Here is a 13123-nt window from a genome sequence, read left to right on the forward strand (position 1 = left end):
TTCTGGGTACTTGCGAGGGTGCGCACCTCGCATCGCGCCCTGTTGATCCACCTTTCACGGCTCGCGTGGAGTCCGGGGTGGGCCCCCTCGCCGGGTGGCCCACCCCGGACTTCGTGATGGGTGGCACGTCACCCGTGCAGGCTGCCCGTGTCCGGGTGGGAGGCGGCTTCCCTGGCTACTGAGTGCCGGACGGCAGCCGTTCGGGCCCCACGAGCTTCTGGTGACGCGCCACGCGGTCAGCGCTTCTTCGGGCTGCGCAGGCCGAGATCCGGCTCGTCGTCGCCACCCTTGAGGTCGGCGAACCCGAAGCTCAGGTCGTCGTCGTCCATCTTGGGCTTGCGTCCCTTGACCCCCCGCGCGGCACGCGGCGCCGGCGGGGGCGTGGCGTCCGCCCGACCCGCGCGGCCGACCGCCGGATCGGGGCGGACCGGGACGCCGCCGACCCGTTCGGGGCGCGCGGGCGGTTCGGCCCTGGCGGGCTCGGGGCGGGCGCGGCCGACGGGGGGTTCGGGGCTGGTCCGGCTGTCGGGTGCGGCCCGGCCCGGGGGCGGCTCGACCGGGGCGCGGTCCGGCGCGGGTACGGCGGCCCGGCCCGGGCGTTCGGGGCGGACCGGGGGCTCGGGCGGCGCGGCGCGACCGGCCCGGCCGGACTCGGCGCGCGGGGGCCGGCCCGGGGCGACGGGCGGTACGGGGACGCCGGGTTGTGCCGGCAGGGCCAGGCCACCGGAGCGGTCGGCCCGGGCGGCGCGGCCGGCGGTGGGCTCGGGGCGGATCGGGACCCCGCCCCGGGTCTCGGGTTCGCGGCGGACGGCCGGATCGGTGTCCGGTCGGGCGCGGCCCGAGGACGGGGCGGTGCGGGCGACGCCGGGGCCGGTGGGGCGGGCGGCGCGGCTGCGGAGTCCACGTTCGGTCCTCGGCGGGGCGTCGAGGAAGGCGAGCGGATCGGGTTCAGGGGCCTCGGGCCGGGTGGCGCCGTACACGCCGGCCGCCGGGGCGGGGCCGGGGCGCGCGGCACCGGGGACGCCGGGCGCCGGATCGGCCGGGCGCGCGGTGCCGTAGCCGGACGCCGGAGCGGGGCGGGGGACGCCGTAGCCGTCGGGGGCGGGCTCGGCGGGTGCGCCGTAGACACCGGGGGCGTCCGGGCGGGGCGCGCCGTACACGCCGGGCGGGGGTTCGGTGGCCGGGCGGGTGCCGGAGCCGTAGACGCCGGGCGCGGGTTCCGGGGCGGGGCGGGGTGCGCCGTAGACGCCGGACGCGGCCTCGGGCTTGGCCGGGACGGGCACGGGAGGTTCGGGGCGGGCGGCGCCGCCGTACACGGCGCCGGAGCGGCCCGGCGGGGCCTCGTCGGGGTCGGTCGGGCGGAACAGGTCGTCGTCGACGGGCCCCTGGCGGTTGGCCCCGTACACGCCGGAGCGGCTGCGGGCGCCCTCGCCGGGGCCGCGTTTCGGGTCGCCGGGGACGGCCGCCGCGCCGACCGGGCGCGCACCGCCGGGGGTCGCCTTGGCCTTCCTGGCCTCGGCGGCGTGCTTGACCCTGGACTTCTTGATGCCGATCACGCCCGCGACGACCATGATCAGGCCGAGCAGACCCACCGCTCCGATCATCAGGGCGATGTCGGTGACGCTGAGTGAACTGGGCGCGTCGTCGTTCTTCTTGGCGGCGGCGGCGTTCTTGCTGGCGGGCGCGGCGGGCACCGCGGGCACGTACTTCTGGATGACCGGCTTGACGTCGTCCGGCTGCAGGCTGGTCTCCGAGACGGTGAGGAACGCCGCCCCGTCGCGGGTGTAGGTGATCGACTCGCCCTGGGGCTCGTCGGGCAGCGGGGTGATCCGGGGCTTGGTGGTGGTGATGGCCCCGACGACGTCCCCGTTGGGCACGTCCCACTCGTACGCGTCGGTGTAGGTGCGCAGCGCGACCTTCTTGCGGTCCGGCGAGTTCGCGCCGCCGGTGACGAGGCTCTGGCTGATGATCGGGACGGGCCCGCCGGGGGTGCCGGTCCGGGTCGCGGTGAAGTCGCCGGCCTTCTTCAGCGTCGTGCCCTCGTTGCCGGGGACGAGCGGCCCAGTGGGCACGTAGATCCCGGAGACGCTGTCCTTGGTGACGATGACCGGGTTGTCGTTCGCGTCGAGCAGCAGGGCCTCGGCGTCGTGCGCGCCGTCGGGGTACTTGAGCCGGAACAGCTGCGCCTTGCCCTGCCGGGACGCCGGGACCTTCCACAGCGCGATCGTGGCGCGCTTGTTGTCGGGCTCGGTGGAGTGGTTGTCGCCGATGTCGGCGATCCACAGGGTGCCGTCCTTGGCGACGGCGAGATCCTCGGGGTCGCGGGCCTGCTGGTTCGCGTCGGTCCAGGTGGCCGTGATCTTGCAGGCGTTGTCCAGGAAGTAGATCTTCGGCGGGTTGGCCTCGCCGGCGTCCGGGGCGTCGTTCATCACGGCGTAGCCGTTGTCGAGCGCGACCATGCCGCTGAGCTCCGACAGCCTCGCATCGGTGATCTTGCAGACCGCCACACCCTTGGCCGGCGGCGCGGCGCTCGGGGTCGGGGTGGGGTCCGCGACGGCGGCAGAGGGTAGTAACCACACCCCTGCGACCGTCACCGTTAGTAGGGAAGCAAGCCGACGCATCGGCCTAGTGTGCCAGCAGTTCATTGATCATGGCGACAACCCGGTTGATCCGACCGGATTGTCCCCATGACAACTTCTCCGCGAGAAAAGCTACAGAGCGTAAGGTTTGAGCTCGGCCGCCAGGCCCCGGGGGACCCGGACGTGCACCAGCGTGCCGCCCTCGCCGTGCTCCGTACTGAGCACCTCGCCGAGCCGGTGCACCCGGTCGACCAGGTCACCCCGGTCGTACGGCACCCGGGCCCGCAGCTCGATCGCCGGGCGCGGCAGCCGCTCCTCGATCGCCGCGCGCAGCTCCTCGATGCCCTCGCCGGTGTGCGCGGACACGAACATCACGCCCGGCCAGTCCCGCTTGATCATGAGCAGGGTCTCGGGGTCCGCCATGTCGATCTTGTTCACGACGAGCAGCTCCGGCACCCGGTCCGCGTCGACGTCGGCGAGCACCTCGCGGACCGCCCGGACCTGCTCGGCCGGGGCGGGGTGCGCCCCGTCGACCACGTGCAGGACCAGGTCCGCGCCGGCCACCTCCTCCAGGGTCGAGCGGAACGCCTCGACGATCTGGTGCGGCAGGTGCCGGACGAAGCCGACCGTGTCCGAGAGCGTGTACTCCCGGCCGTCGGCCGCCCGGGCCCGGCGGGTGGTCGGGTCCAGCGTGGCGAACAGCGCGTTCTCCACCAGGACGCCGGCGCCGGTCAGCCGGTTGAGCAGGCTCGACTTGCCCGCGTTCGTGTACCCCGCGATGGCGACGCCGGGCACCTCGTTGCGGGCCCGGGACGCGCGCTTGGTGTCCCGGATGATCCGCATGGCCTTGATCTCCCGGCGCAGCTTCGCGATCCGGGTGTTGATCCGCCGCCGGTCGATCTCCAGCTTGGTCTCACCGGGGCCCCGCAGGCCCACGCCGCCGCCGGCACCGCTGCCGGAACCACCGGCCTGCCGGGACAGGGTCATACCCCAGCCCCGGAGTCTCGGCACCAGGTACTGCAGCTGGGCCAGCTCGACCTGCGCCTTACCCTCCTTGCTCTTCGCGTGCTGGGCGAAGATGTCCAGGATCAGGGCGGTGCGGTCGACGACCTTGACGTTGAGCCGCTCCTCCAGGTTGCGCAGCTGGCTCGGGGACAGCTCGCCGTCGCAGATGACGGTGTCGGCCCCCGTGTTGACCACCGCGTCCTTGAGCTCGTCGACCTTGCCCCGGCCGATGAAGGTGGCCGGGTCGATCGCGCGCCGCCGCTGGACGAGCCCCTCGAGGACCTCGGAACCGGCGGTCTCGGCGAGCGCCGCCAGCTCGATCATCGAGTTGTCCGCATCGGCGACGGTGCCGTCCGTCCAGACCCCGACGAGGACCACGCGTTCGAGTCGCAGCTGCCGGTACTCGACCTCGGTGACGTCCGTGAGCTCCGTCGAGAGACCCGCCACCCGCCGGAGCGAGTGTCGCTCCTCGAGCTCGAAGTCACCCGTGGTGATCGCGTCATCCGTGACGAACTGTTTCATGTCAGACAAGTGCACTCCCATCGCCTGCTTCCAGGGTTGCACGCCGGGAGCAGGATTGCATCCGCATAACCCAGTACCTACCTGCGGGTAACCATGGCCCCGGCAGCGGAGATCACCGATCGGACACAATAAAACCCTCCAGTGCCGCCTGAGAAGAGGAAATTTCGTGTCCAGCCGCCTGCCGAGCGCCGGATTCTCGATCACCATCCGGGTCGCCCTGCCCGCAGACTCCAACGCCATCGGGCGACTGACCACCGCAGTCGGGTCCGCCGAGGCGGTCGTCACCGCGCTCGACGTCGTCGACTCCGACCACGTCCGGGTCCTGGTCGACCTGACCTGCGACACCTCCGACGCCACCCACGCCGACCAGGTCGTCGACAGCCTCCGCGCCCTCGAAGGGGTCGACGTCCGCAAGGTGTCCGACCGCACGTTCCTCCTGCACCTCGGCGGCAAGATCGAGGTCCAGTCGAAGGTGTCGCTGCGCACCCGTGACGAGCTGTCCCGGGCGTACACGCCGGGGGTGGCCCGGGTGTGTCTCGCGATCGCCGAGAACCCCGAGGACGCCCGCCGGCTCACCATCAAGCGGAACACGGTGGCCGTGGTCACCGACGGTTCGGCGGTGCTCGGCCTGGGCAACATCGGGCCGTACGCGGCCATGCCCGTGATGGAGGGCAAGGCGGCGCTGTTCAAGAAGTTCGGCGGCGTCGACGCGTGGCCGGTGGCGCTGGACACCCAGGACACCGAGGAGATCATCAGGATCGTCAAGGCGCTCGCGCCCGCGTACGGGGGCATCAACCTGGAGGACATCTCCGCGCCCCGGTGCTTCGAGATCGAGGCCCGGCTCCGCGAGCTGCTCGACATCCCCGTCTTCCACGACGACCAGCACGGCACCGCGATCTGCGTGCTCGCCGCGCTCACCAACGCGCTGCGCGTCGTCGGGAAGAAGATCGAGGACGTCCGGATCGTGGTGTCCGGGGCGGGCGCCGCCGGTACCGCGATCATGAAGTTGCTGTTGAAGCAGGGCGCCGGGGACATCGTCGCCTGCGACCGGCTCGGCGCGCTGCACCGCGGCATGCCCGACCTCACCCCCAACTGGGAGTGGCTGGCCACCAACACCAACAAGGGCAACTTCGTCGGGAGCACCAAGGAGGCCCTGCGCGGCGCCGACGTCTTCATCGGGGTCAGCGCGCCGAACATCCTCACCGGCGACGACATCGCGACCATGGCCGACGGCTCCATCGTGTTCGCGCTGGCCAACCCGGACCCCGAGGTCGACCCGCGCGAGGCCCGCCAGCACGCCGCGATCGTGGCCACCGGGCGCTCCGACCAGCCCAACCAGATCAACAACGTGCTCGCGTTCCCGGGCGTGTTCCGGGGGATGCTCGACGCGCAGGCCCGGGAGTACACCGAGGAGATGGGGCTGGCCGCCGCCCGGGCCATCGCGGACGTCGTCGGCGAGGACAAGATCAACGCGAACGTGATCGTGCCCAGCGTGTTCGACGCCCGGGTCGCGCCGGCCGTCGCGGCGGCGGTGCGGGCCGTGGTCAAGGGTGAGAAGTCCGAGCCCGAGGTCGTCGTCGCGATCCCCTCGTAGGTGTTCCGCCGCCCCTGTGGGGTCGCCGTCGTGCGGCCCGGCAGGGGCGGTCTGCTGCGCGCCGCTGCGGGGCGGTGGTGATCCCCCGCGCGGGGCGGCGGGAGTCCTTGCCCGGGGCTGCCGGACAAGCGAAGAGCCAGATCAAACGCATGAGAGGGTTACGCCGCGTTTCTGTGCCGGGACCCTCCGGCTCACACCTTGCGAGCCCGCGCCCCGCGCCCCGCGCCCCGCGCCCCGCGCCCCGCGCCCCGCGCCCCGCGCCCCGCGCCTGAAGGCTGCGTTCGTGTTCGCCCGGATGTCTGTCGCGACACTCCGACGGCCCGGGCCCTGTGTGACCGGAACGCCCACCCGGGGTGTCGCGGGTCGCGCGCTGGAAGCGGGTGTCTGACGTGGTTCGCGGGTGGAGTGGCGCGCGGGGGCGGTGGGGCCGGAGATCCTGCGGAGGGTGATGTCGGGCGGCGCAGGATCGACGGAGAGTTACGCTGGTGCCATGCGTTTCGCCAAGGGACATGGCACCGGCAACGACTTCGTGATCGTGCCGGACGTCGACGGAGCCCTCGACCTGACCCCGGAGCGGGTCGCCCGACTGTGTGACCGGCGCCAGGGCGTCGGCGGCGACGGCCTGCTGCGGGTCGTGCGCACCGCCAAGCACCCCGACGCCGCCGACCAGGCCGGCGAGGCCGAGTGGTTCATGGACTACTTCAACGCCGACGGGTCGTACGCGCAGATGTGCGGGAACGGCGTGCGCGTCTTCGTGCGGTACCTGCTGGAGACCGGCCTCGCCGAGGGGCCCGAGATCCCGGTAGCGACCCGGGCCGGGGTGCGGCGCACGCTCGTCGACGGGTCCGACCTGCGGGTCGACATGGGCGCGCCCCGGCTGCTCGGGCCGTCGGTGGCGACCCTGGGCGGGGTGGAGTACGCGGGGGTCGGCGTCGACATGGGCAACCCGCACCTGGTGTGCGCGGTGGACTCGCTCGACGCGCTCGATCTGACCAGGGCCCCCGGCTTCGACCGGAACCTCTACCCGGGCGGGGTGAACGTCGAGTTCACCGAGGGCACCAGGATGCGGGTGTACGAGCGCGGGGTCGGGGAGACGGACTCGTGCGGCACCGGGGCGTGCGCGGTGGCCGTGGTGGCGCTGAAGGGTGCTGTGGGGAGTACGCCGGTGCTGGTCCGGGGCGGGACGTTGACCGTGACGCTGGACGGGGAGACGTGCTGGCTGGCGGGGCCCGCGGTGATCGTGGCGCACGGGGAGCTGAGTTCGGGGTTCTGAGTCGGGTTGGGTGGGGCCTGGGGCGCCCCGGAGGGGCGCCCCAGGCCCCAGCTGGCGAGCTACGTCCGACCCTGGACCGGCACCCCAGGCGCGAGCCGACACGCGACATCCGGCCCCGGACCAGCGCCCCAGGCGCGAGCCGACGCGCCCGGTCTGGGCCTGGACCAACGCTCTGAGCGGGAGCGAAACGCGGCGTCCAGCCCCGAACTAGCACCCTGGGCGTGAGCGGGCGCGCGACGTCCGGCCCAGGACCGGCTCCCCAGGCGCGAGCCGGCGACGAAGCCCGAGCCCGTGCGGCATCCCACGTCCGAGCCCGCACACCGGTCGGCCCGGGTGTGGGTCTTCCAGCCGGGCCGGGCCGAGCCGATGCGCGCTCGGTCGGGAACGCGGCGTAACCCTCTGATCGTGGTTGATCCGGGTTTTCAGCGGTTGAGGAGCGCCAGGGCCTCGGCGAGCGGGTCGGGGCCGGTCAGCCAGTGCACGCGCGGGTCGCGGCGGAACCAGGAGCGCTGCCGGCGGACGAACTTGCGGGTCGCGCTGACGGTGTCCGCCCGGGCGGTCGCCTCGTCGCACTCCCCGTCGATCAGGCGCAGGGCCTGGGCGTAGCCGAGCGCCCGGCCGGCCGTGCGGCCCTCGCGCAGGCCCAGGGTGTCGAGCCGGCGGACCTCGTCGACGAGGCCGGTGTCGAACATCCGGTCGACCCGGGCGACGATCCGGGCGTCGAGGTCGGCCGGCGGCAGGTCGACCCCGAGCTGGACGGCCGGGTAGTGCGGCACCGGTTCGGTCGGCAGTTCCGCCGTGAAACCCCCGGTGAGCTCGATCACCTCGAGGGCGCGGACGATCCGCCGGCCGTTGCTGGCGAGGATCTTCGCCCCGACCTCGGCGGGCAGCCGCCCGTGGAGCGCGGCGGGGCCGACGGCGGCGAGTTCGGCTTCGAGGCGCTCGCGGATCTGCGGGTCGGTGCCCGGGAACGCGAAATCGTCCAGTACCGCTCGGACGTAGAGCCCCGAACCGCCGACGAGGATGGCCGGCCGGCCCGCCTTCAATAACGAATCAATTGCAAACCTGGCGAGCGACTGGTACTCCGCGACGCTCGCCGGCTCCGTTACATCCCAAATGTCGAGTACGTGATGGGGAACGTCGCCCGCTTCGTCCGCCGTGACCTTGGCTGTACCGATGTCCATGCCCCGGTACAGCTGCATCGAGTCGGCGTTGACCACCTCCCCGCCGAGTTGCCTGGCCAGGGCTATGCTGAGGGCCGTCTTTCCGGCCGCGGTCGGCCCCACCACCGCGATCACATTCGTCACCGAATTACCGTAACGAATCACTCAGGTCTCCATCTGGTCACGGTTGAGTCGTGGGTGCTCGACGCGCACCAGGGCCGACCTGTGAGAATGCCAGAAGATAATTCGACACTGCGCACTGGCGGCGCCGAAGCCCCCGAAAAGGTGGCGCGTGGCACCGGTGAGAACGAGGATGGGCTGATGAGCAGCGACTGGGCGACCTTCGGGCGGGTGGACGCGGACGGCACTGTCTACGTCAAGACGGCGGCCGGCGAGCGGGCCGTCGGCTCGTGGCAGGCCGGCACCCCCGAAGAGGGGCTGGCGCACTTCGTGCGGCGGTTCGAAGACCTACAGACCGAAGTTGTACTGCTGGAGAAGCGGCTCGCCAGTGGCGCGGCCGATCCCCAGCAGTCCCTGGCCAGCATCAAGCGGCTCAAGGAGTCCGTCGACGGCGCGCACGCCGTGGGTGACCTCGACAGCCTCGCCGCGCGCCTGGAGAAGCTGACCGGGGCCGCCGAGGAGCGGGCCGGGGCGGCCCGCCAGGCCAAGGAGGCCGCCAAGGCCGAGGCCCTGACCCGGAAGCAGACGCTCGTCGGCGAAGCCGAGCTGATCGCCAACGAGTCGACCCAGTGGAAGGTCGCCGGGGATCGCCTCAAGGAGATCCTCGACGAGTGGAAGACCATCAAGGGCGTCGACCGCAAGGCCGACACCGAGCTGTGGAAGCGGTACGCGGCGGCCCGTGACGGGTTCACCCGCCGCCGGGGCGCGCACTTCGCGACCCTCGACCAGCAGCGCAAGTCCGTCCAGGCCCAGAAGGAGGAGCTGGTCGTCGAGGCCGAGTCGCTCTCCTCCTCCGAGGACTGGAACTCCACCGCCAACCGGCTCAAGGAGCTGATGGCGGCGTGGAAGGAGACCGGTCGGGCGTCGAAGGACACCGAGCAGAAGCTGTGGGACCGGTTCCGGGCCGCGCAGGACGCGTTCTTCTCCCGCCGGAGCGAGGTGTTCTCGGCCCGCGACGCGGAGTTCAAGGACAACCTCGGCGCCAAGCAGGCCCTGCTCGCCGAGGCCGAGGCCATCGACGTCGAGGCCGACCCGAAGTCCGCGCAGGGGATCCTCAACGACCTGCAGGGCCGCTGGCACGACGTCGGGCGGGTGCCGCGCGAGAACATGGCGAGCCTGGACCGGCGCTGGCGCGGGGTCGAGGAGAAGATCAAGCTCGCGATGGACACCGCGTGGCGGCGGACGGCTCCGGAGGACAACCCGCTGCTCGCCCAGATGCGGGTGCAGGTGGCCGAGGCCGAGGAGCGGTTGGCCAAGGCCCAGGCCTCGGGCGACGCCAAGCGGATCAAGCAGGCGGAGCAGGCCCTCGCGGGCAAGCAGCAGTTCTTGAAGTTGGCCGAAGGCACGAAGTAACCCAGTCCGAAGCGTTCCGCCGCCGACCCACAGCCGGGTCGGCGGCGGTTCGTCGTTCACGCCTGGCGATAGTGGCCGACCGGGGCCGGGCGGCGACGCCTTCCGGTTGACGGTGCGCGGCTCGCTCCCCGGCTATGTCCGGACAGGCTCGCGCGCCGCTGCGGTCGGACACGAAAGAGGGGCCCTGTGCGGGGCCCCTCTCGTGCGTTGGCGGCTCAGGCGCAGCCGTTGACCACCGGCAGGGGGGCCGGCACGCCCACGCTCGGCAGCCCCAGCATCGTCCCCGCCGTCTTCACGGCCCGCCCGGCCTCCCACGCGTCCCCGGCCCTCGTGCGCCGGTGTGACAGCAGCTCGCCGTCGGCGTTGAGGTGGTGCGGCGCCGCGTAGGTCACGACCGTCTCGACGATGTCGCCCGGCCGCACCCCCTCGGCGGACCGGAAGTGCACGAGCCGCCCGTCGCGGGCCCGACCGGACTGCCGGCCGGTCTCGCCGTCCTTGCGGCCCTCGCCCACGGCGACGAGCACCTCGACGGTCCGGCCGACCTGGAGCTTGTTCTCGTCCCACATGATCTGGTCGAGTTCGGCGATCAGCCGGTTGTACCGGTCCTGCACGACGGCCTTGGGCACCTGGTCGGCCATGGTGGCGGCCGGGGTGCCGGGACGGATCGAGTACTGGAACGTGAAGGCCGCCGAGAACCGGGCCGCGCGGACCACCCGGAGCGTCTCCTGGAAGTCCTCCTCGGTCTCCCCGGGGAAGCCGACGATGATGTCCGTGGTGATGGCCGCGTGCGGCATGGCCGCCCGGACCTTCTCGATGATCCCCAGGTACTTCTCGGACCGGTAGGACCGCTTCATGGCCTTGAGCAGCGAGTCCGACCCGGACTGCAACGGCATGTGCAGCTGGGGGCAGACGTTGGGCGTCTCGGCCATCGCCTCGATCACGTCGTCGGTGAAGTCCTTCGGGTGCGGGCTGGTGAACCGCACCCGCTCCAGGCCCTCGATGTTCCCGCAGGCCCGCAGCAGCTTGCCGAACGCCAGCTTGTCGCCGAACTCGACGCCGTAGGAGTTGACGTTCTGACCGAGCAGGGTGACCTCCAGGACACCCTCGGCGACCAGGGCCTCGACCTCGGCGAGCACCTCGCCCGGCCGGCGGTCCTTCTCCTTGCCGCGCAGCGCCGGCACGATGCAGAAGGTGCACGTGTTGTTGCAGCCGACGGAGATCGACACCCAGCCGGCGTAGGTCGAGTCGCGCTTGGTGGGCAGGGTCGAGGGGAAGACCTCGAGGGACTCCAGGAGTTCGATCTCGGCGCTCTGGTTGTGCCGGGACCGCTCCAGCAGCGCCGGCAGCGAGCCGATGTTGTGGGTGCCGAACACGACGTCGACCCAGGGGGCCTTCTTGACGATCTCGTGTTGATCCTTCTGGGCGAGGCAGCCGCCGACGGCGATCTGCATCCCCGGGTGGCCCTTCTTCACCGGCCGGAGGTGGCCCAGGTTGCCATAGAGCTTGTTGTCCGCATTTTCCCGGACCGCGCAGGTATTGAACACCACGACATCCGGGGAGCCCTCCGAAGGAACCGGCACATAACCGGCGCCCTCCAGGAGTCCGGCGATCCGCTCGGAGTCGTGGACGTTCATCTGACAGCCATAGGTACGGACCTCGTAGGTCCTCAATTCAGCGTTCATCTCGCCAGCTAGGTTACGCCAACCTGTTTGCGGTGACCGCTACAGTGACGTGCACCGGCGGGCGATGATGGAGTGACCAGATGACCGATACCCCTCTCGTGCAGATCGAGGGCGTGAACAAGTGGTACGGCCCCCTGCACGTGTTGCAGGACATCAACCTCGACATCGCCCGTGGTGAGGTCGTGGTCGTGATCGGCCCGTCCGGCTCGGGCAAGTCGACGCTCTGCCGGGTGATCAACCGGCTGGAGCCGATCAATGACGGCGTGATCCGGTTCGACGGCCGGGTGCTGCCCGCCGAGGGCAGGGCGCTGGCCAAGCTGCGCAGCGAGGTCGGGATGGTGTTCCAGTCCTTCAACCTGTTCGCGCACAAGTCGATCATCGACAACGTTGTTCTGGGTCCGGTGAAGGTGCTCGGCGACTCCAAGGAGGCCGCGCGCAAGCGGGGCATGGAGCTGCTGGAGCGGGTCGGCATCGCCAGCCAGGCCGAGAAGTTGCCGGCCCAGCTGTCCGGCGGGCAGCAGCAGCGCGCCGCGATCGCCCGCGCGCTGGCGATGCGCCCCAAGGCCCTGCTGTTCGACGAGCCGACCAGCGCCCTGGACCCGGAGATGGTCAACGAGGTCCTGGAGGTCATGATCGCGCTGGCCGCCGAGGGCATGACGATGGTCGTCGTCACGCACGAGATGGGCTTCGCCCGCCGCGCCGCCAACCGGGTGATCTTCATGGCGGATGGCCGGATCGTGGAGCAGGCGCCGCCGGAGCAGTTCTTCGACCACCCGCAGTCCGACCGTGCCAAAGACTTCCTGTCCAAGATCCTGCACTAACACGGAGGAGTACCCATGCGTTTCCAGCGCCTCGCGGCCACGGCCGCGATCGCAACGCTCGCCCTTTCCGTCGCGGCCTGCGGCAAGGACGGCACCCCGTCCCCGGGGACCGACGAGGCCGTCGGCACGGGTGACAAGTGTGCGAGCTCCGGGGTGAAGTTCACGCCGGCGACGGACGTGAAGATCACCGGCAGCCCGGCGTACGACAAGATCAAGACGGCCGGCAAGGTCGTCGTGGGCGTCAAGGCCGACCAGCCGAACCTCGGCTACAAGGACGCCTCGGGCACCCGGTGCGGCTTCGACATCGAGATCGCGCAGCTCATCGCCTCGCGGCTGGGCGTGGACCCGGCGAAGATCGAGTACAAGGAGATCCCGTCCGCCAACCGGGAGACCGCGATCAAGGGCGGCGAGATCGACTACTACGTCGGGACGTACTCGATCACCGACAAGCGCAAGAACGACGTGAGCTTCGCGGGCCCGTACTTCGTCGCCGGCCAGGACCTGCTCGTCCGCAAGGACGACACGTCGATCACCGGCAAGGAGTCGCTCAAGGGCAAGAAGGTCTGCTCGGCGACCGGCTCGACCCCGCTCCAGCGGGTCCGGGACGAGAAGCTGACCGAGGACGCGAACATCAGCGAGTTCAAGACCTACTCCGAGTGCGTCTCGCAGCTCCTCGACAAGAAGGTCGACGCCGTCACCACCGACGACGCGATCCTCAAGGGCTTCGCGGCCCAGGCGCCGGCCAAGCTGAAGGTCGTCGGCAAGCCGTTCAGCACCGAGAAGTACGGCATCGGCCTGTCGAAGGACGACAAGGCCGTCCGTGACTTCGTGAACGACCTCCTCGAGGCCGCGCGCGGCGACGGTACCTGGCAGAAGATCTACGACGGCACGCTCGGGATCTCCAAGTCCCCCGCGACCCAGCCCGCCCTCGAGCGGTACTAGTCCCAGCGG

General features: G+C 71.6%; 9 protein-coding genes. 5 read left to right on the forward strand and 4 right to left on the reverse strand.

All coding sequences use genetic code 11. The features are described from left to right. Positions 1 to 236: 236 nt before the first annotated feature. Both AB0M43_RS19350 and hflX read right to left on the reverse strand, forming a co-directional pair. Positions 237 to 2621 (reverse strand): hypothetical protein, encoded by a 2385-nt coding sequence (locus AB0M43_RS19350; protein WP_363726456.1) that lies wholly within the window; start codon positions 2619 to 2621, stop codon positions 237 to 239. A 90-nt stretch (positions 2622 to 2711) separates the two neighbouring features. After that, complete coding sequence (gene hflX / locus AB0M43_RS19355; RefSeq protein ID WP_363726458.1) at positions 2712 to 4106, reverse strand: GTPase HflX; 1395 nt, start codon at positions 4104 to 4106, stop codon at positions 2712 to 2714. Positions 4107 to 4272: 166 nt separating this feature from the next. Between hflX and AB0M43_RS19360 the strand changes: the two genes are divergently transcribed. Together AB0M43_RS19360 and dapF are read left to right on the forward strand one after the other, a co-directional pair. Further along, complete coding sequence (locus AB0M43_RS19360; protein ID WP_363726460.1) at positions 4273 to 5700, forward strand: NAD-dependent malic enzyme; 1428 nt, start codon at positions 4273 to 4275, stop codon at positions 5698 to 5700. A gap of 490 nt (positions 5701 to 6190) precedes the next feature. After that, positions 6191 to 6973: a diaminopimelate epimerase gene (dapF, locus tag AB0M43_RS19365; RefSeq protein WP_363726462.1), complete on the forward strand. Its 783-nt coding sequence runs from the start codon at positions 6191 to 6193 to the stop codon at positions 6971 to 6973. 422 nt (positions 6974 to 7395) lie between these two features. Here dapF and miaA read toward each other — a convergent pair whose 3' ends face one another. After that, on the reverse strand, positions 7396 to 8271 hold the full coding sequence (gene miaA, locus AB0M43_RS19370) for a tRNA (adenosine(37)-N6)-dimethylallyltransferase MiaA (protein WP_363726989.1): 876 nt from the start codon (positions 8269 to 8271) through the stop codon (positions 7396 to 7398). A 186-nt stretch (positions 8272 to 8457) separates the two neighbouring features. On the opposite strand from miaA, the gene AB0M43_RS19375 reads away from it, so the two are divergent. Further along, a complete protein-coding gene (locus AB0M43_RS19375) occupies positions 8458 to 9669 on the forward strand; it encodes a DUF349 domain-containing protein (RefSeq protein ID WP_363726464.1) in 1212 nt (403 codons plus the stop codon). Positions 9670 to 9884: 215 nt separating this feature from the next. On the opposite strand, the gene miaB is transcribed toward AB0M43_RS19375, so the two are convergent. Beyond that, on the reverse strand, positions 9885 to 11351 hold the full coding sequence (miaB, locus tag AB0M43_RS19380) for a tRNA (N6-isopentenyl adenosine(37)-C2)-methylthiotransferase MiaB (protein WP_363726466.1): 1467 nt from the start codon (positions 11349 to 11351) through the stop codon (positions 9885 to 9887). A gap of 80 nt (positions 11352 to 11431) precedes the next feature. Here miaB and AB0M43_RS19385 point away from each other — a divergent pair, with 80 nt between their 5' ends. Together AB0M43_RS19385 and AB0M43_RS19390 are read left to right on the forward strand one after the other, a co-directional pair. Further along, on the forward strand, positions 11432 to 12172 hold the full coding sequence (locus AB0M43_RS19385; RefSeq protein WP_363726468.1) for an amino acid ABC transporter ATP-binding protein: 741 nt from the start codon (positions 11432 to 11434) through the stop codon (positions 12170 to 12172). A 15-nt stretch (positions 12173 to 12187) separates the two neighbouring features. Beyond that, positions 12188 to 13114 (forward strand): glutamate ABC transporter substrate-binding protein, encoded by a 927-nt coding sequence (locus AB0M43_RS19390; RefSeq protein ID WP_363726470.1) that lies wholly within the window; start codon positions 12188 to 12190, stop codon positions 13112 to 13114. The last annotated feature ends 9 nt before the right edge of the window (positions 13115 to 13123 follow it).

It is taken from the genome of Longispora sp. NPDC051575 (genome assembly GCF_040681875.1).
Taxonomy (GTDB): Bacteria; Actinomycetota; Actinomycetes; order Mycobacteriales; family Micromonosporaceae; genus Longispora.

What these genes read in the sequence shown, in the direction of transcription:
- dapF (WP_363726462.1), top strand. Translation starts at nt 6,191, where the DNA reads ATGCGTTTCGCCAAGGGACATGGCACCGGCAACGACTTCGTGATCGTG.
- AB0M43_RS19375 (WP_363726464.1), top strand. Translation starts at nt 8,458, where the DNA reads ATGAGCAGCGACTGGGCGACCTTCGGGCGGGTGGACGCGGACGGCACT.
- miaB (WP_363726466.1), bottom strand. Translation starts at nt 11,351, where the DNA reads ATGAACGCTGAATTGAGGACCTACGAGGTCCGTACCTATGGCTGTCAG.
- hflX (WP_363726458.1), bottom strand. Translation starts at nt 4,106, where the DNA reads ATGAAACAGTTCGTCACGGATGACGCGATCACCACGGGTGACTTCGAG.
- AB0M43_RS19385 (WP_363726468.1), top strand. Translation starts at nt 11,432, where the DNA reads ATGACCGATACCCCTCTCGTGCAGATCGAGGGCGTGAACAAGTGGTAC.
- AB0M43_RS19350 (WP_363726456.1), bottom strand. Translation starts at nt 2,621, where the DNA reads ATGCGTCGGCTTGCTTCCCTACTAACGGTGACGGTCGCAGGGGTGTGG.
- AB0M43_RS19390 (WP_363726470.1), top strand. Translation starts at nt 12,188, where the DNA reads ATGCGTTTCCAGCGCCTCGCGGCCACGGCCGCGATCGCAACGCTCGCC.